The organism is Arthrobacter pascens (assembly GCF_030816475.1).
GTDB classification, from domain to species: Bacteria; Actinomycetota; Actinomycetes; order Actinomycetales; family Micrococcaceae; genus Arthrobacter; species Arthrobacter pascens_B.
This window is the reverse complement of sequence record NZ_JAUSXF010000002.1, coordinates 1-18,799: the sequence shown is the minus strand read 5'-3', so window position 1 is coordinate 18,799 and position 18,799 is coordinate 1. Positions and strand designations below refer to the sequence as shown.

Sequence of the window (18,799 nt, the reverse complement as noted above, 5' to 3'; positions counted from 1 at the left end):
CTGCATGAGCAGCGAGAGTTGCGTCTCAAATCCTTCACTTGACAAGCGTCATTCATGAAAGTGGGGAACAATTTGCCGGGGCGCCCCTCCATTCGATGGAGAGATTGACTTTGACAAAGTCTGTCACGCGCTCACAGGCACCTACGAGATGCGCTTCTGACCGGTAGTGATTGACAAGCACTTCCGGCGGAACATGTGGGGAATTGCCAGCTGGTTCGGCGAATGAAATTTGTCGGCGGTGCCGGTGGACGTCGAGACGATGCCCGGGGGAGGGACAGGATTTGAAAAGTATGTTGCCGTTCGGCACACCTTGGCCGATGCACAGGGAGCTGCGCGAACGTGCTGCCCAGGAACGTATAGCCTTCCAATCCTGGGTTACTGACCTGGACGCTCCTGCCGGGCACGTGCGGGTGCTCAACGAGCTTCTGGAGCTGATGGATGAGCGTGAGTTCGTTGAGGGCCGCGCGGCCTGCGTCACTTACGAGGCGGAGCTCGCCCGCCGCACAGGACTGGGGGACTCCCTTCAGGATGCCCTTACGGATCTGAAGGGCGCGGGCCTGCTGACCTCCCATCGGGCGGCCGAAGTCTTCAATGACAATCGGCCGGGAGTGGTGCTGCGGATCCGCCGCCCTGGCGTTGTCCTGACCGTCGAAGCCGCCGGCCCTCTGTGGATCAAGGATTCCTGGGTCCGCAAACGGGCAGAGGGACTGTCTTGATGCAGCGTAAGTCGCTTGGCATGGTGGCACTCATTGCCCTCCCTGGCCTGTTCCTTAGCCTGATCTTCGCCATGCTGCTGTTGTTGGCCCCGGCGAAACCGGCTGCCGCTAACTGCGGCCCGGCTGTTTCCGTTGTCATCGACGGCAACACCAAGGTTGAGGGTTACACCCAGGAGCAGCTGAAGAACGCCGCGGCGATCATGGGTGCCGGCAAGGCAGTGAACCTGTCCGTCAAGGGCCAGATGATCAGCGTCATGGTCTCCCTGGGGGAGTCAGGGCTGCGGGTGCTGGACCACGGCGACGGTCCCGGACCCGACTCCCGCGGCCTGTTCCAGCAGCGCGACAACGGCGCATGGGGCTCCTACGCAGACCGCATGGACCCCGCCGCCAGCGCAAAGAACTTCATCAAAGCACTGCAGGCCGTTCCCGGCTGGGAGCTGTTGGAGCCGACCATCGCCGGCAACAAGGTTCAGCGCAACGCGGACCCGTATCACTACCAGAAGTACTGGCCCGAGGCCGTCAAACTCGTCCAGGAACTCTCGGACGGGAAGCTCTCGCTGAAGGGCAGCGACTGCGCCATACCGGGGCAGTCCGGTGCCGGGAATGACTACCCGTGGAAAAACTCTCCGACCTGGATGCAGGTCGGAGACGGGGCAGCCGCCGCGTCGCCGCTGGGCATGTTCTACCGCGAATGCGTGGACTTCGCCCTGTGGCGGGTGAACCAGCAGATGGGTTCCACCAGTGCACCGTTCAAATTCCTCAATGGTAACTTCCGCCCGGACGGGCAGGGCCTCGGCTCGGCCCTGACCTGGAAGGCCGGCTGGGACGCCAAGGGCTGGCCCACCGGCAAGACACCCCGCGTCGGTGCGGTCGTCTGGTACGCACCCGGTGCCGGGGGAGCGGACCCAACCTACGGCCACGTCGCCGTGGTCAAGGAAGTCAAAGACGACGGGACCTACGTCGAAGAAGGTTACAACGGCAACCCGCCACCGGATGACCACAACTACTACACGCGGACAGTCAGCAGCAATGTCCCCTCAGCGTTCCTGTATCTGCCCACTCAAGAGGAGAAGAAGTGAAAAAGCCCCTGACCCTGCTCGCCGTGGCCCTGCTGTGCGTGTCGTGCGCCCCGGCAGCGAGCACGACACCGGCAGAATCAGCCAGCAGCACCCCTACGGCGTCCGCGCCCGTCTCTCTGAGCGCCAACAGCGGGCCACAGGCCCCTGGGGGTACAGCCCCGGCCACCCTTGGCATCACCTGGGATCAGACCAGCAAGGACAAAGCTGTGGAAGTCGCTGAGAAGGCAATGGCGGACTTCGCCCGCCCGGCCGTGGAGGAAAAGCAGTGGGCGAACGATCTTGCCCGCTGGCTGACACCACAGGCCACCGCCGACTACTCGGCAGTGGACCCGGCCAACATTCCGGCCAACCGCGTCACCGGGGCGGCAACGCTGACCGTCGATGAAGCCAACGGCTACGGCGTCACGGCAGCGGTCCCCACCAACGCCGGGACCTACACGTTGCAGCTGCTCCGCACGGGCAAAGACTCCCTGTGGAAGGTCGACCGGCTCACCCCACCAACGTCCTAAGCGCCTCATCTCTCCATCTCACACACGTAAAGGAAGAAGTTCATGGGTACTACACCAACCGAGGTCATGGCCTTTCCGAAGATCAGGGCCATCGTCCGCGATAACGGGACCGCGGAGGTCGTCGTCGCGGGTAACTCGCGCGTCGTTCCTGGCGGGGAGTCCCTGCAGGATCTTCGCAACAATGCCTTGGCTCTTGTTGTGGGGGAGGCGCAGACGCTGCAACGCCCCGTCAGGGTCCAGATCGAAGATCCCGAAGGGCACGGTGAACTGATCGTGCACCCGGACAACAAGATTGAATCTGTCTCCTACGAGCCGCGCCCTGCCCGCCGCCGGGCAGAAGCTCCGGAAATCACGCCCGAGACTGCAGCTCCGACCGTCATTGATACGGTCCCGGTTGCTGCTCCTGAGCCTGTGGCCGCCCCCGCAGAGCCCACGGTGGTTCCTGCCTCTGCCGCGTCGGAGGAACGCCAGCCGTGGCCGCCTAACCTGGTCGCATCCAGCACCACGCCAGCGCCAGCCAACCCGGAACCACAGCCCGCGGCCGCCGCAGAAGAACCGCAGACGGCTGTAGTCGCTGAGGAAGCCCCGCCAACCCGGCGCAGCTTGAAGGAAACCTCGTTCCTGGTCAGCGCACCGGTTTTGGAACCGGCGACACAGGGCTGGCGCGGAACCCTCACGCGCCTGGGATTCCGGATGGACCCCTCAGCGGAAGAACTCTCCGAACGGGAGGACATTCGGACGGTCAGTCAGCATTGGCCCGGCCCCCGCACGGTCGCTGTCGTGAACCGGAAGGGCGGGGCGAACAAGACCCCCACGGTGGTCATGCTTTCGGCAGTCCTGGCCCGCTACAGCGGCGCGGCCACCGTCGCGTGGGACAACAACGAGTCGCAGGGAACGTTGGGGTGGCGGACAGAAAAGGGCGTCCATAACCGGAGCGTTCTGGACCTGATTGATTCATCTCAGTCCTTGCTCTCCCCGTCAACCAGCGCCGCCGAAATCGCCAAGTTCGTCCATCACCAGACCGGAGACAAGTTCGACGTCCTGCGCTCGGACGAGAACGAAGAAGGCGACCACGAAGTCACCGCTGAGGAAGTCGATATCGCGCACCAGGTCCTCACCCGCTACTACCGGCTGGTGATCATGGATTCGGGCAACACGGCCCGGGCAGCAAACTGGCGCAGGATGATTGACCACACCAATCAGCTCGTCGTGCCAGTTACGGCCATCGAGGATCGCGCAGAAGCCGCCCGGCTGACGCTGCAGACACTGGAATCCCGTGGTGGCCACGACGCCGAACTGGCACGCAACGCGGTCGTCATCGTCTCCGAATCCACCGACGCCAAGCGCAGCATGACCGGAGAGGCCCTGAAGAGGGCCAAAGACGAGGCACAGCGGATCGCGGACGGCTTTGAGCCGTTCGTCCGGGCAGTCGTCCGCATTCCCTACGATCCGGCCCTGGTCAACGGCCCCATCCGCTATGAAGCCCTCCAGCCCGCCACACAGCGGGCATGGCTGGCCGCAGCGGCCCGCGTCGCTGACGGCTTCTAAACACCCACCAACGGACTTCGAAAGGAGGAACCATGCAACAGTCCCTGAACCCCTGGATCACCAGCCCAGCCGCCGACAGTGCGGCAGAGGAAGTACCGAAGACGCACGTGCCACCAGCGGCCGTGATCAGTGCACCGCTGCGGGGAATGGTTGAACCGGACGCAGCAGACCGCCTGGGCCGCCGCACCGTGTCAGGTTCTGCAGCGCTGTGGATTACCGGAGCCCACGGGGGAGCCGGCGAGAGCAGAATCGCTGAACTCCTCGATGGGGCCCGCATCGCCGATCATTGCTGGCCCGTCCTGCAGGACGGAAACAAACCACGGGTACTGCTGGTCTGCCGGGCGGACATGCGCGGCCTCACAGCCGCCAGGAACGCATTGACCCAGTGGGTATCAGGCGCTGCGCCGGAGCTTGATCTGCTCGGCCTCGCTGTCCTTGCGGACGCCCCGGGCAAGACCCCCAAAGCGCTCCGTGACTTCGCCGCGCTCGTCGGCGGGGGAGCGCCCCGCTTCTGGACTCTGCCCTGGGTAGAGGCCTGGCGGCACGGGGACTCCACGACGCCGCCGGCCCGCGAGTACCAACGCTTCATTACTGACGTAGCCGCTTTGGCTACCGACACCACTCCAAGCACCAGCAACTGAAAGGTCTCACCATGAACTCCTTCTCCGCACTTGCAGCCAGCGTCATCCCCAACCCCACCCCGACTGTCCCTGCACAGGCCGGCGGACTGCTCACGATCCTGAACTGGGCGGCGGGTATTGGTCTGGTCCTGGGAGTCCTAGGCGTCATCATCGTCGGTATCAAGCTGGTCATCTCGCTCCAGCGCGGCGAGGGCGGCCAGACCCTCGCCAGTCTCGGCTGGGTCCTGATGGGCTGCATCATCATCACCGGCGCCTCCGGCATCGTCCGCGCCTTCGTCTAAGCCAGCACCAACAACGGGAGGTTCACCATGAGCCAGTCAACAGAGAGCACCACCGAAAGCAATCCGTTCACCAAACCCGGTTTCATCATTGCTGCCGCGCTGGTGGTCGCGCTCATTGCAGCAGCCGTCGTCATCTTCCTGCTCCCCAAAGGACAAGGCAACGCGCAGCCGGGCCCTGCCCCGTCCGAATCCGGCAGCTCAGCCTCAGCCAGCGCACCGCAGGCCGCAGGTGAGAGCGTGTGCGGACTTCCCACCTCATCGGAGTCGGCGCTGGGTGCGGCACCGGAGACGAAGTGGGAACTTGTGGGGACCATGGCCGCGCCAATCGATCCTAAAATCGGCCCAGGAAAGACGGACGATCAGGGCATTAGGTCCTGCTTCGCCCACACACCCACAGGGGCGTTGTATGCAGCGGTAAACCTCTGGGCATTGGGCAGCGACACATCCAAAGAACCAGCTATTGCTGAACAGCTTGCAGCCAGGGGACCCGGCCGGGATGCCGGGATGAAGGCACTCCCGACCTCGGCTCCAGTGTCGGCCGTGAAGGTCCAGGTGGCGGGATTCAACGTCTCATACACGGCCAACCAGGCCGTTGTGGAACTTGCGTTCAAGGCGGACAACGGAGGACTTGCTTCGGTGAGGACAACGCTTCTGTGGCAAGACGGGGACTGGAAGGGTGTCGTCGCCGACAACGGCGCACCTTTGGAGGAGCCTCGGCAAATCCGTGACCTTTCAGGATTCATCCTTTGGAGTGGAGCATGAGGCCTACTTGGAACCCGGTAGGGGACTGGTTTTCAGGGCTCGCTGATGACGCTATGGGCAACATGGCGAAAGCCATCTTGGAGGGCATGAGCCAGATGGTGACGACACTGTCTACCTTCTGGGTTTCCATGCCCACGGTGAACCTTGCCAGCGAGGACGGGACGACGCCGAGTCCCGTAGTCTCCATGGTGAACAGCGAGCTGACGGTCTGGACGGTGACGCTAGCGGTCCTCGCCGTCATCGTTGGTGGCATCCGAATGATCTGGGAACAACGCGGGGCACCGCTGAAGGAGCTACTGCGATCCCTGGTCACGCTCACCCTGGTAACGGGCTTGGGCTTGGGTGTCATCTCGATTCTGGTAATCGCGGCAGATGTTTTTTCGGCCGCCATCATCCAGCGCTCCACAGACGGCAAGGGCTTCGCTGAGTCAATGAAAATCCTCGTCGTGACAGGCCAGACGGCGGTCGGGGTGTTTATCCTCATCGTCCTGGGGTTGATCGGGCTGCTTGCTTCCCTCGTTCAGGTCGTCCTGATGGTGGTGCGCAGCGGCATGTTGGTGATCCTGGCGGGCATCTTGCCCACCACGGCCGCTTTCACGAACACGGAGATGGGAAAGCAGTGGTTTCAGAAGGCGGTCGGCTGGACTATCGCCTTCATCCTCTACAAACCAGCGGCGGCCATCGTCTACTCGGTCGCGTTCCTGCTCATGGGCAAAAACAGCGGGCAGGACGCATTGATCACGTCCATCACGGGCTTCACGTTGATGATCGTTGCCCTGTTCGCCTTGCCTGCTCTGATGCGATTCGTGACGCCGATGGTCGGAGCCGTTGCTTCCGGCAGCGGCGCAGGGGCAGGAGCAGCCGTCGGGGCGATGGCCACAGGTGCTGTGTCACTGGGCCGCAGTGGCAGCGGCAAAGGCAATGCCGCACCAACGCCGGCGAGCACGCAGAACAACCAGCCAGGCACTTCTCCCAAGGGCAGTGACGGAACACCTGGCCCGAAGGGAAACGGCGGCCAGCCGACGCCAGGGTCAACAGGTCCAATAAGCCCAGGCGGAGCTACCAGCACCGCAGGAGCAGGGGCAGGGGCCACTGCTGGCACGGCAGGAGCCGGTGCCGCGTCGGGAGCGGCGAAAGCCGCCGGCCCGGTCGGGCTCGTCGTCGCCGCAGGAGTACAAGTAGCGTCCAAGGCCTCTCAGGCCGCACAGCAGACCGCGCAGAATTCAACCGGGGAGGGCCCCAGTGGCAGCAATTAATACCGAATACAAGGAACCGTCCTACGGCAACTGGCGCGTACCGCGCTCCGCTGGACTGGGCAACCTCGGCGCTATTGGCACCGGGATTGTCATGATCGGCCTGTTGCTGGGCATCATCAGCTTCGCCATCTGGGGCCTTTTCGTTGGCCTGGGCGTTTTGGCCGTGGCCGGGGCCAGCGCCCTGTTGCTGACCGTCAAGGACAAGCACGGCCAGTCCGTCGTCGACCGCTTCGGGACCCGCTTGAGCTTCCGGCTGTCCAAGTCCTCGGGAACGAATCTCTATCGTTCCGGTCCCCTGGGCGTGACGCAGTGGGGCATGTACCAGCTGCCGGGGCTTGCAGCGAAGTCGACCCTGTACGAGTTCGCTGACTCCTACAAGCGCCCGTTCGCGCTGCTGCATGTGCCGACCACCAGCCACTTCACCGTGATCTTCTCCACCGAACCTGACGGAGCCTCACTGGTGGACCCAGAGCAGGTCGACGCATGGGTGGCGAACTGGGGCGGCTGGCTCGCCGGCCTTGCCGATGAGGCAGGCCTGGACGCCGCAGCCGTAACTGTCGAGACCGCACCGGACTCCGGGTACCGGCTGCGAAACGAAGTCGAAATGAACATCGACCCGAACGCGCCGGCATTTGCCCAGGCGATTCTGCGCGAGGTCGTTGAAACCTACCCGGAAGGATCGGCCACAGTCCGTGCCTGGGTATCCCTGACGTTCAACGCCTCCCTGCGGGCGGGATCGAAAAAGCGCACACCTGAAGATGTTGCCCGTGACCTCGCCTCCCGCATCCCGGGCCTCTCGGCACGGCTGCAGTCCACCGGCGCCGGTATTGCCCGTCCGATGTCGGCGCAGGAACTCTGCGAGGTCGTCCGGATCGCGTACGATCCGCCGGCAGCGCTGATCATTGATGAAGCCCACGCCGCCGGTTCCCCGGTGTCCCTGAGCTGGGGCGAGGTCGGCCCGACCGCGACGCAGGCAAGCTGGGACGGCTACCGGCACGACAGCGCATTCTCGGCCTCCTGGACCATGACCGGTGCACCCCGGGGGTCCGTGAACTCCTCGGTCCTGTCGCGGCTGCTGGCCCCGCACGGGGATGTTGACCGTAAACGGATTTCGCTGCTGTACCGCCCGATGGATTCTGCCCGGGCAGCTGCAGTGGTCGAGCGGGACCAGAACAACGCCAACGTCCGCATCACCTCCGGGACCCGGCCTTCCGCACGCGCCCTGGTCGATGCCCGCTCCGCTGTGCAGACAGCGCAGGAGGAAGCCCAAGGCGCTGGCCTGGTGAACTTCGGGATGGTCGTCACTGCCACTGTGACGGACAGGGACCGGCTGCCTGATGCCGTGGCTGCCATCGAACAGACCTCCGGTACTGCCCGGGTGCTGTTGCGCCGCGCTTACGGCGCTCAGGACACCGCGTTCGCCGCCTCACTGCCGCTGGGGCTGGTCCTTCCCAAGCACAGCCTTCTGCCCACCGAAATCAAGGATGCCCTGTAATGGGCCTCCTAAAGATGTTCACCCGTTCCTCCAAGAAAGCCGCTGGGCCGGCAACGGCCGCACCCAAGAAGGCTGAGCGGCAACCACGCGAGGCCGGGCCGGGCTCCCGTGGCTGGCCCGGTCGTGGCGGGGGCATGGCGCAACTCGTCCCCTCTGTGACTGAGTACCGGGGAACCACGGTCCAGGTCTGCGGGCTCTGGCCGTTCTCCTCCGGGGCGTCCTCGCCCATGATCGGCGTGCCGCTCGGACGCCACGAGGAAACCCAGGCCACGGTCTGCTGCGACCCGATCAGCTGGTTCCAGCGGGCACGGCTCATTTCCAACCCTTCCGCCTTCATCCTGGGCAAGCCGGGATTGGGCAAGTCCACGCTGGTGCGGCGTATGTTCCTGGGCCTGTCTGCCCAGGGCGTCCACGCACTGGTCCTGGGGGACCTGAAGGGCGAGCACGTCAAAGCGGTCCAGGCCCTCGGTGGCCAGGTCATCAAGCTCGGCCGTGGCGTGGGGTATCTGAACATTCTCGATCCCGGCCAGGCCGTCGAGGCCGCCCAGCTATTGGAAACCCACGGTCACCACGAGGTCGCCACCCGGGTACGGGCCGACGCTCACGGCCGCCGCCTGAACATGGTCGTCTCACTCATCACCATCAGCCGGAACAATCCGCCCACCGATCAGGAACAGACGATCCTGGACCGGGCGCTGCGGGTCCTTGATGACCGTTTTGAGGGCATCCCGGTGTTGAAGGACCTCCTGGACGTCATTGTCTCCGCTCCGGACGAACTGCGCCAAGTCGCTCTGGACCGTGGCGACATGGCCGTCTACCTGCAGGAAACGCGGGCACTGGAAGCGACCCTGCTGGGCCTGACCGGCGGCGGGAAGCTGGGAGAAATCTTCTCCCGGCAGACCACCAGCCCCATGAAGCGGGACCGCGCCGTCGTCTTCGACGTCTCCACCATTGACGAGACAGAAACCGACCTGCAGGCCGCCATTCTGCTCGCGTGCTGGTCCTACGGGTTCGGTACCGTCAACGTCGCCAACGCCCTCGCGGACGCTGGCCTGGAGCCCCGCCGGAACTACTTCGTTGTCCTTGATGAGCTGTGGCGGGCGCTGCGCTCCGGTAAAGGCATGGTGGACCGGGTGGACGCCCTGACCCGTCTGAACCGCTCCGTAGGCGTTGGTCAGATCATGATCTCCCACACCATGTCCGACCTGCTGGCGCTGCCGGCAGAAGAGGACCGGATGAAGGCCCGCGGATTCGTGGAGCGTTCCGGCATGGTGATCTGCGGTGGCCTGCCAGCCTCGGAGATGGCCCTGCTGACCTCCGCAATTCCCCTGTCCCGGCAGGAGCAGCAAAAGCTCATCTCCTGGCAGGACCCGCCCGCGTGGGACTCACGCGGCGTCGACGTCGAACCCCCGGGCCGGGGAAAGTTCCTCATCAAGGTCGGCGGCCGCCCGGGGATCCCCGTACAGATCGGCCTGACCTCCATCGAGCAGGCCGAAGGCCTCAACGACACCAACACCCGCTGGCACGAACCAGCCGAAACGCTCATGGACCCGGCGGCTCCCGAGCTGCCCACCGAAGGAGGGACACCGTGAGTGCACCGAACCGTAAAGGAATGGGCCTGGGGGACGCCCTGCTGGTCTGGTTGGGTATCGGCTTCATCGTCGTCTTTGGCGGCGGCACCTACGCGGCCGCCCACCTCGGGTCCTGGATGGCCGGCATCGACGCACCACCGGCCCACCCGATTGATCTGATCGCTGGCCTGGTCAAGGGCCGCGTGCCCTGGCCCGTCCAGTCCACCGTCGCCGCGTGCGTCATGGCCGGCGTGGTCGTTGCCCTGGCCATCGTGGTGTTGGTGGCTTGGAGGCAGGGTGCGTCCAAGCGTGCCCGGGTCGATAAGGCCGCCCGATACCTGGGGCGCGGAAAATCCCTGGCCGCGTTCTCCGAGAAGGGAGCGAAGGCCACGGCTGAGCGCCTGGGCGTGAAGGACACTCCTGGCATTGTGGTCGGCAAGGTGGTCTCTACCGGCCAGAAGTTCCTTCAGTCCTGGGAAGACCTCAGCATCGACATCTGGGGACCCCGGACAGGTAAGTCGACCTCCCGGGTCATACCCGCGATCCTGGACGCACCCGGCGCCGTCGTCTCGACCTCCAACAAGCGCGACGTCGTGGACGGGACCCGTGGCGTCCGCGTCCTGACCGCCCCGGTGTGGGTGTTTGACCCGCAAAAGATCGCCCAGGAGGAACCGGACTGGTGGTGGAACCCCCTGTCCTACGTCACGGACGAAGAGAAGGCCTACAAGCTCACCCAACACTTCGCGGTCGGTTCACGCCTCCCGGGGTCCAAACCCGATGCCTACTTCGACCCGAAAGCCGAAGACATTCTCTCCTCATACTTCCTCGCGGCCGCGCTGGGGGAGCTGCCCATCACCCAGGTGTATCTGTGGGTGACGGAGCAGGTCAGCCAGGAACCCATCGAAATCCTGAAAGAGCACGACTACGAGCTGCAGTACAAGGGCTTGGAGTCCACGCTGAAGCTGGCCGACAAGCAGCGGGACGGTATTTTCGGCACCGCCGAGAAGATGATTCAGTGCCTCAAGAGCAGGAACACGCTGCGCTGGGTCGCCCCGGCCCGTGGCGCGTCCGTGGCCACGGATCCCCGCCGCCAGTTCAATCCCCGCGATTTCGCCGCCTCACAGGAGACGGTCTACATCCTCTCCAAGGAAGGGGCCGGCTCTGCCGCCCCACTCACGACAGCGCTGACGGTGGCCATTGCTGAGGCCATGGAAGAACGGGCCGAGCGCAGCGGCGGCCGTCTGCCGCTGCCGGCGCTGTTCGCCCTGGATGAGTTGGCCAACGTCGTCCGCTGGGCCGGCCTGCCGGATCAGTTCAGCCACTACGGCTCCAAGGGCCTGATCGTCATGGGCATCCTGCAGTCCTGGTCCCAGGGCGTCGAACTGTGGGGTGAGGCGAACATGCGGAAAATCTGGTCGGCCGCCAACGTCAAGGTCTACGGCGGCGGCGTCGCCGAAGAAGGCTTCCTCCGGGCACTCTCGGACCTGATCGGGGACTACAGCTACACCAACGTCTCCGTCTCCTCCGGCAAATCCGGGTCCAGCCGCTCCCGGCAGGAGGGCAAGGAACGCATCTTCGATGTCTCCAACCTCGCGGAGCTCGACCGGGGCCGCGCTGTCGTTCTGGCCTCCGGTGCACCGGCCACGCTGGTCCGGACCCTACCCTGGTACACCGGGCCCCACAAGGAAGCCGTAGAGGCATCCATCAAGACCTACAGCCCCCGCCCCGAGGAACCGGCCGTCCCGGCGGCAGCTGAGCCGGTGGCTAATCCCTGGGTCACGACGTAGGAGGTGCTGAGATGAACAGCGATATCGGACGATTCAGCACAGCTCCCGCTCTGGGCGAGACAGAGTCATCTGCCGAAAAGCCGGCGGAGGAGCAGAAGCCATCCGAACTGGTCTACGGCTCAGCTGAGGAGTTCCTGCACGAGCAGCTGCTCCCCACTTACGTCCGCGACGTCGACGGCCGCGCCGCCAAGTGGTGCATCGAGTGGTACTTCCACCCCGAAGCGCTCTCCCGCGTGGAAGCACTGTGGCGGGCCTGGGAACACCTCAGACTCGACGGAGCCACCGGCATGAGCGTCTGGTGGAAAGACCACGCAGACCACCACATGAGCGTGCTCCTGGACCCCCGCGGCCCGTTCTACAAATGCGATATGCAAAAGCACAGGGACCCGGAACACTTGGAACCGATGAAGGCCCCGGAGGGCTGGTTCCCAGACGTACGGACTCAGGCAACTTGGGGTCGCGGTAGTACTCGCCGAAAATCGGGCGCATATGGCTGACCAGCGGTAACCCGGCCGTTCAGTCGCGTCAGATGCTCGGCTGGAACGTGGCGAAGTCGGCGTGGGCCTGGTCACGGCGACGTGCACAGTGCCACCGCCAAACTGAGCCGGTCCGCCGGTCCACGGCCCCGGCCGGGATCGACGAACTCGGCATCCGCCGGGTCAGGGTGAAAAACCGGCACAATTCGTCCCGGCCGATCTCCGGGAATCCCCTAAACCGATCCAGGTCTTCATCCGCAAACACCTGCGTAGCGAGGAATGACCTCCAACGAGCCCCACAAATTCCCAGCCCAGAAGCCTACCCCAGCGAATATCCGCCCGATTTTCGGCGAGTACTACGGCGACCCCTAAAAGGAAGAAAGCCGCCAGCCGATGGGACCATTCGCACCTAACCCAGCGGGTGCGGGTTGGCACCCGAGAGACGCCGACGATTGCCACGCCCTCACACGCTCTCCAGACGTGGCGAGCTCCCTCAGCGAAGTCGTCGCTCAGCACTCTTCTCTTCTGCCAAGGTGGACTTATGACTTCTCGCGGTACCTTACTGGCAATCGCCAGCAATCCCCCACTACAGACCAGCGGCCGGAGGACATTGGCTCGGATCGAGCAGGCCCAACGAATCCTCGGCTTCGACAGCAACCTCTTGGTAAACCTGTTCTCCTTCGCGAGTTACCGGACCGGAGATGTAGCCGAGCTGGGCTCTACCGAGGACGGTTGGCACCGGGCTCGCCCTGCACTCCAAGAGGGAATCAATCGCGCCGACGGCGTTCTCCTTGCATACGGTGCAAGCGCACCGGGCGGCCCTGCTCGCCAACATTTCCATGAACAGGTGCGTTGGCTGGCGGATGAGCTGGCTGTTGCCCAAAAGCCAGCCTGGTGGGTTGGCGGGACAGCTCGGCACCCCTCACGTTGGCAGCGCTTCACGTGCCGAGCTCATCCAGGAATGGACTTCGGGGAGGCCTTGCCTCTCGCCATCCAAACCGTCCCAATGGCTGTCCTGGCTGGCACTCAGTCCTCTTCTGGGAAGACGTAGTCCTCCGCCGCATCCGAGAGGTACAGCTGATCGGCGCTCATGGCCGCAGCCACCTTCTCCCGGACATCAGCGTCCATCAGTCGTAGTCGGCGGAGTTTGCCGGTTCCGCTCGGATCAGCAAGGGAGTCCACGCGTGTGAGCAGCTCAGCCTGCTGTTCTGCATACAGCGCGAGAGCCTTGATGTGAGCCAGAGCGTGCCTGTCGAGCGTGTAATGCGGATCGATGATCGCCAGTTTCGGCCCATCCGCAGTCTGCTCGACGAGGAGGAAGTCAGGCTGGAAGGTCTTCCATCGGTTGTCGGCTTCGAACGAGATTCGGAATGAGTCGATTCCCGCTGATGACGGGTTCCGATACCAGGCGAGTACGGCTGGCCGCTTGACTTCGCGGGCAAGAACCGCAGACTCCCAGCTGTTCTTGACGAGCTTCTCTTCCACCGGCCACTGTCCCTCGGCATCGGCGTAAACGTGTTTCCTCACGCTCGGCAGGGCGTCACCGGCCACTGTGGTGGTTCCGTAGGACTTCTCTTCCTTGAAAACAATCCGGGCCTCTTGCGGGTCCTCGGCCTGCTTTCGAATGCCGTCAAAGTCCGCTCGGACTTCCTTGCCGAGCGTGTTGATGTCGTCTTGGTGCTGCTGGAACAGGGTTTGTACGAGCTGGTCGCAGAACGCCTCCATGTCCGCCACCACTTCAGGTACTCGGCCCATGGCTGCGACATGAGCTCGCATGTCCCGTTCGTCGAGGGGCTTGCCATCAGCCTGCATCTTCACACGGAGATGTTTGTAGTAGGTTGCCCCCATCCCTGAGAGTGCTCGGTTGGAGTCATTGAAGGCGGCACGGACGGTGCGCAGATCAGCCGCTGTGTCGCGGGTGTCCTCAACTGCCGCGCTGCCGAAGCCCTTGGTGACCGTGCTGAGCGTGGCAGTTAGCACATCCTTCTTCGCTTCAGCCATTTTGGACGAGAACTGCACGGCCTTGCCGTCCAGGATGTGGCAGATCTTCATCTCGGACGTCTTCACGGGCGCATTTCCAATCCCGTGCTGGTTCAGGAGCGCCGTCAACGACTTCAGCCGCGTGACTGGACGCGCCTTCGCTTGGGGCGCCAGGACCGAGGGGAGCGCGGCGATGACTTCCCGCAGCTCCGCTGACACATCGGGGTTGAAGCCGAACATCTTGGCGTTGATGTTGACCTCGTTACGTGCCTTCTCCCGGCCATCGGGCTCCTGGTCGCCGGTCAGGATGTTGACCACCTTCAACGCGGTGGTCCTGTCGAAGTATGGGACGTAGCAGGCGACAAGGTCCAGTCTTTCGACCTCGGTCGTCTTGGCGAGAGGTGTCCGCACCATCCGGCCGAGCATCTGAGTGATCGCGGTGTCGTCGTTGAGCGTGCGCAGACTGAGGAGCACCTCGGCCCGCGGGCAGTCCCAGCCTGCGGTGATCGCCTCCTTCGCGATCAAGACGCGAAGACCTGTGTCCGCCGCCACAGTGTCAGGATCAACCTTCGGAATGTCGCCCGCCTTGGTCTCGATGGTTCCGCGGTCGCCCAAGACGTGGGCCACACAGTCTTCGGTGAAGTCGTCCAGATCGGTGGACAGACGGCCCATGATCTCGCCGATGAGTCGGTCCTCGGCAGTAGTGTCGGCTTTGCTCCGGTCAGGCAGTTGGAGTACTAACAGCGGGACCACCCGCTCAGAGCGACCGGTCTCGTTGCAGTACTCCTCCCACGCGGCTGTGGAGGCGTTCAAGTCTGCGATGGCTTCGCCGAGAAGCGTGGTCCACATCTTCTGCTTCTCGCCCGGAAGCGCGAGGGCAATCTTCTGCTTCAGCAGGCCAGAGTCCTGGACATCCGATGGGTCGACAGCGACGTCAGTGCCGCCAGCCCCAGGAAGCATGGCGCTGATGCCCTCGCGGAAGTGCTTAGGGGTCGCACTTATCCCCCAGACGATCGGCATGCCCGGACGGTCCCCGTTTCCCCTGATGACACGTTGGAGGATGGACTGGTTGTCCTCTGAATTGACCGCCTTCATGCCGACATGCGCCTCGTCAACGACGACATACAGCGTCCGGTCATCAGCAGTGATGGTGTTGCGCAGCGTGTCCCAGAAAGTGAACGGTCGGTCGTCGTTCGGCTTGGTCAGCTTTCCCTTGGACCCCAGGAGTCCGAGATTCAGGAAGTAGACTTTGCCGGCCTCGAGCTTGTCGAGCGCGAAGGTGTTCTCGATGATGACCAAGTTGCTCCCGGAGAGGCGATCGGCGAACTTCTGGAAGACACCCAAGGTCTGGGAGTTCAAGGATGGATCGTAGTTGAGCCACAGGAAGGTGGCCCCCGGAACTGGGTTGATGTTATAGCTCTCTGAGCCAGTGAGAATCGCCTCGATCACAGTGGCCGCGATGACGGTTTTGCCGGAGCCGGTGACGGACGACAAAGCGAAAGCCGAGGTCTGCGGGCTATCCAGATTCCGCGTGGCGTGCCATGTCTTAGTGGCGCTGTCTAGTCGGCTGAGAACCTTGGCAGCAGCCTCCGTCTGGAAGGGAATCAGGGGGATCTTCACAGTGACCTCAGACGATCTCGAAGTTGGACAGGTAGGAGCTGTAGAGACGTTCCGCCTCGACGTTGGGGGCGAGCGTCGAACAGACCCGGGCGAACTCCGTCTCGTAGTCGGTCACCACGTAGACGTACCGGACGCCCTCGGCATCGTCGAGGGCTTTGATGAGCTTCCGGTGTGCGTCTACGTCGAAGAGAATCGCGTAGGTCTCAACCACGGCAAACCCCTCCTCCGGTATCGTGTCGATCCGCGGTCCCCGTGCGCCAGCTTTCAGCCAGAGGAGAGGAGCAATCGCCTCGAAGGCTTCGCCGACCTCGATGTCGTCGGGGTCGCCGTAGGTGAGGGTGAAGAACTCTGCGTTCTCCTCGAAGCCGTCGGCCATGGGGAATACGTCAGTGAACTTGTATTCGCCATTGACCGGGGTCCCCTCGGGGGTCTTGCCGGTGATAGCGGCCTTGATCCGAGGCTTAGTTATGTGGTCACAGATGCCCCGGGACTCCCACTCCGGATCACCGGGTCGCAAGTGCTTGGCGCGCAAGTCCGATTGTTCGTCGGCGGAGACTTCGTTATTGGTTACGGAGATGCACTGCCTGTTCCCACCGTCCTGCTTATTGAGCCGCATCACCGCGTGCGCTGTGGTGCCCGAGCCCGAGAAGAAGTCGAGGATCAAGGCATCCGGTTTGTTACCTACGAAGAGCCGCAGGATGTCTTCGACCGCGAACAGGGACTTGGGGTAGGGAAAGGTTCGGCCCGGTAGCAACGAACGGACGATCTTGGTTCCGTAATGCTCCGCATTGTGGGACCGAAGATTCCATTGCGTCGGTGGCGACTTAGACATTTCCGCCTGGTAATGGGCAATCACCGAGCCGTCAGGATTAAACCCCTCGACAACGGCCCGTTCCTCTTCAATAGCCTTTATCGAGCCCGTCTTTAGGTACTGAATGACATAGGGCTGAGGCTTGCCAGGCGTTGCCCTGCCGGCCCGCGCGTACCCCTTTTCCAAACGGTCCAGAAAGCTTGGTCCTGTCGTCGCCCAGTTCATCTCGGTTCCGTCCTCTCGGATCGGAAAAACCGAGACACATCCCGGGCGGTGAGGCGCGCCTTCCCGGGGCATCGAATGTGCTAGCGGGTCGCCGACTGCCTCAATAGTTCCTGTGGCTGCATTGACGTAGATTGGATAGAACTGCCTAGGTCCACCCTTCTTGGTTCCGCGGGCAGAGGCTAGGTCCCGGCGCCTGAACGTCTGCCAATCGAGGCCGATTCGCGGCTGGCTTATGTCCTCGGCTTGATCCCGCTCTCCAAATGAGTCTATGGTCGCTGTCTCATCGTCCTTCTCGATCCCGCCTAGGGCCTTGCTTCCTAGGGGAACTTTGGTACTCGCCTTCACGCCCTGAGCGCCAAGCCGGACGACGTACACGTACTCGTCGACCCGCTTGAACCCTTCGATTACCCCGACCCCCTTGGGATTGATGAGGGTGGAGATCATCCTGATACGTGCGTCAGAGAAGACTTGCTCTAGGAGCAAGCCGAGGCGGAGGTATTCCTTCTCGTCGATCGTGACGATCAGCACTGATTGCTTCGGATTGAGCAACTTCCTGGCCAGCCTCAGTCGACGATCCATGAAAGCGAGCCATTTCGAGTGCTTGTCATCGTCGTCCGGGTCCACGTAGTCGTTGTTGTACTTCCAGTCCCGGGCGCGAGTGTTGTACGGCGGGTCGATGTAGATGGCATCGACCCTGCCCTGGTGGGTGTAGGTCAGCAGCTCCAGAGCGTGGAAGTTCTCTGCGTTGATTACCGTGTGGAACGGCTTGTCGCCCCCGCGCTCCACCTTGCCGTCAGTTGAGGTCAGTCCCGGGTAGATAGGTTCACGGAAGAGGGCCATCACCACCAAGTCAGCGATCGGCCAGTCGATGGTCTCGTCGAACCCATCCGGTCCATTCACAAGTTGAGCCGCGTCTGTGGTCATTTGAGAAACCGTCCAGATCGTCCCCCACAGGGGATCGACGGCGTCACGGTCCGCCTTCTTCCGACTCGATGAGAGAGCCTCCGGGTCGATCCCACGGGGCGGCAGGATCGCCACGCGGTTGTGGACCTTCACATTCAGGCTGGGGAGTGCAACTGCTTCGGGCTCGTGGTTCTCGAAGACGAGCCCAACTCCCTTGCTTCGTACCTCGATCTCTCGACTGAGCCGGGACGCCAAGTCCGGATCGAGTGACCGTACGCGGTCGAGCAGCAGACTGAGCGTGTTCGCCATGTGTCCTTCCAATGTCTAATACGGACCATCCTGTCCAACTGTGCCAGTCGATGGCCGCCAAGAGCATATTGAGCTGCCCTCATCTCGGACGGAGTCGCCGAAGTTCCTGGCTTCGCCGCCTGCCCAACCGACTCGCCCCGAAGTATCAGCGTCCGGCAGTTCACACTAGTTCATGTGAGCTTCAGCGACTTATTCCCTTCTCCATGAGCTTTGTCTGGCCGCCTACGCTGCGTTTCTTGCGGGCCATGGGGCTGCGGCTGGATGCCTTCGTCACTGCCGCGCTCGGAGGTGTTGCCTGATCCTGGTCGGCGCTTATCCGTGCCTGCACGGCCTCGCGGTCGGAAACACCTTCAAGGCTGGCCGCCAGCTCCTGGCGGCGGTCGGCCGAGTCGTACTCGAGGCCGCCCTCTTGGGGTCGCGGTAGTACTCGCCGAAAATCGGGCGCATATGGCTGACCAGCGGTAACCCGGCCGTTCAGTCGCGTCAGATGCTCGGCTGGAGCGTGGCGAAGTCGGCGTGGGCCTGGTCACGGCGACGCGCACAGTGCCACCGCCAAACTGAGCCGGTCCGCCGGTCCACGGCCCCGGCCGGGATCGACGAACTCGGCATCCGCCGGGTCAGGGTGAAAAACCGGCACAATCCGTCCCGGCCGATCTCCGGGAATCCCCTAAACCGATCCAGCTCTTCATCCGCAAACACCTGCGGAGCGAGGAATGACCTCCAACGAGCCCCACAATGACCCTTGGCAGGTTTGGAAGGAACTTTCCCCGAGTGGTTGGCGGGAAGTTGGGGGCACACGGATCACCCAGAATCCGTCCGATGCGCCCGGA

Annotated in this window: 15 protein-coding genes; 13 read left to right on the top strand and 2 right to left on the bottom strand. The window is 63.6% G+C overall.

Translation table 11 applies throughout. The annotated features are described in order from the left end of the window. Nucleotides 1-317 precede the first annotated feature (317 nt). From QFZ40_RS21305 to QFZ40_RS21730, 13 genes are all read left to right on the top strand, one after another. Nucleotides 318-716: a hypothetical protein gene (locus QFZ40_RS21305; RefSeq protein WP_306907032.1), complete on the top strand. Its 399-nt coding sequence runs from the start codon at nucleotides 318-320 to the stop codon at nucleotides 714-716. Beyond that, nucleotides 716-1,795, top strand: a complete 1,080-nt coding sequence (locus QFZ40_RS21300) for a CHAP domain-containing protein (protein ID WP_306907031.1) — start codon at nucleotides 716-718, stop codon at nucleotides 1,793-1,795. The genes QFZ40_RS21305 and QFZ40_RS21300 overlap by 1 nt, the downstream gene beginning before the upstream one ends. Beyond that, nucleotides 1,792-2,304, top strand: a complete 513-nt coding sequence (locus tag QFZ40_RS21295; RefSeq protein ID WP_306907030.1) for a hypothetical protein — start codon at nucleotides 1,792-1,794, stop codon at nucleotides 2,302-2,304. Before QFZ40_RS21300 ends, QFZ40_RS21295 begins: the two co-directional genes overlap by 4 nt. A 42-nt stretch (nucleotides 2,305-2,346) precedes the next feature. After that, nucleotides 2,347-3,852 carry a chromosome partitioning protein ParA gene (locus QFZ40_RS21290; protein ID WP_306907029.1) on the top strand — a complete coding sequence of 502 codons (1,506 nt, stop codon included), beginning with the start codon at nucleotides 2,347-2,349 and terminating at the stop codon, nucleotides 3,850-3,852. A gap of 32 nt (nucleotides 3,853-3,884) precedes the next feature. Next, nucleotides 3,885-4,493, top strand: a complete 609-nt coding sequence (locus QFZ40_RS21285; protein ID WP_306907028.1) for a DUF6668 family protein — start codon at nucleotides 3,885-3,887, stop codon at nucleotides 4,491-4,493. Nucleotides 4,494-4,504: 11 nt separating this feature from the next. After that, nucleotides 4,505-4,774, top strand: a complete 270-nt coding sequence (locus QFZ40_RS21280; RefSeq protein ID WP_306907027.1) for a hypothetical protein — start codon at nucleotides 4,505-4,507, stop codon at nucleotides 4,772-4,774. 27 nt (nucleotides 4,775-4,801) lie between these two features. Then, a complete protein-coding gene (locus QFZ40_RS21275) occupies nucleotides 4,802-5,536 on the top strand; it encodes a hypothetical protein (RefSeq protein ID WP_306907026.1) in 735 nt (244 codons plus the stop codon). Next, entirely contained in the window at nucleotides 5,533-6,792 is a 1,260-nt protein-coding gene (locus QFZ40_RS21270; RefSeq protein ID WP_306907025.1) for a hypothetical protein, read from the top strand. The genes QFZ40_RS21275 and QFZ40_RS21270 overlap by 4 nt, the downstream gene beginning before the upstream one ends. Further along, a complete protein-coding gene (locus QFZ40_RS21265) occupies nucleotides 6,779-8,287 on the top strand; it encodes an SCO6880 family protein (RefSeq protein ID WP_306907024.1) in 1,509 nt (502 codons plus the stop codon). The genes QFZ40_RS21270 and QFZ40_RS21265 overlap by 14 nt, the downstream gene beginning before the upstream one ends. Beyond that, entirely contained in the window at nucleotides 8,287-9,879 is a 1,593-nt protein-coding gene (locus tag QFZ40_RS21260) for a helicase HerA domain-containing protein (RefSeq protein ID WP_306907023.1), read from the top strand. The genes QFZ40_RS21265 and QFZ40_RS21260 overlap by 1 nt, the downstream gene beginning before the upstream one ends. After that, nucleotides 9,876-11,645, top strand: a complete 1,770-nt coding sequence (locus QFZ40_RS21255) for a type IV secretory system conjugative DNA transfer family protein (RefSeq protein WP_306907022.1) — start codon at nucleotides 9,876-9,878, stop codon at nucleotides 11,643-11,645. The genes QFZ40_RS21260 and QFZ40_RS21255 overlap by 4 nt, the downstream gene beginning before the upstream one ends. Before the next feature lie 11 nt (nucleotides 11,646-11,656). Continuing rightward, nucleotides 11,657-12,142 (top strand): DUF4913 domain-containing protein, encoded by a 486-nt coding sequence (locus QFZ40_RS21250; protein ID WP_306907021.1) that lies wholly within the window; start codon nucleotides 11,657-11,659, stop codon nucleotides 12,140-12,142. 520 nt (nucleotides 12,143-12,662) lie between these two features. Then, entirely contained in the window at nucleotides 12,663-13,172 is a 510-nt protein-coding gene (locus QFZ40_RS21730; protein ID WP_373427492.1) for a DUF1643 domain-containing protein, read from the top strand. On the opposite strand, the gene QFZ40_RS21245 is transcribed toward QFZ40_RS21730, so the two are convergent. Further along, entirely contained in the window at nucleotides 13,148-15,721 is a 2,574-nt protein-coding gene (locus tag QFZ40_RS21245; RefSeq protein WP_306907020.1) for a DEAD/DEAH box helicase, read from the bottom strand. The two genes, QFZ40_RS21730 and QFZ40_RS21245, sit on opposite strands and share 25 nt — an antisense overlap. 7 nt (nucleotides 15,722-15,728) lie before the next feature. Continuing rightward, complete coding sequence (locus QFZ40_RS21240) at nucleotides 15,729-17,969, bottom strand: DNA methyltransferase (protein ID WP_306907019.1); 2,241 nt, start codon at nucleotides 17,967-17,969, stop codon at nucleotides 15,729-15,731. Between the last annotated feature and the right edge of the window lie 830 nt (nucleotides 17,970-18,799).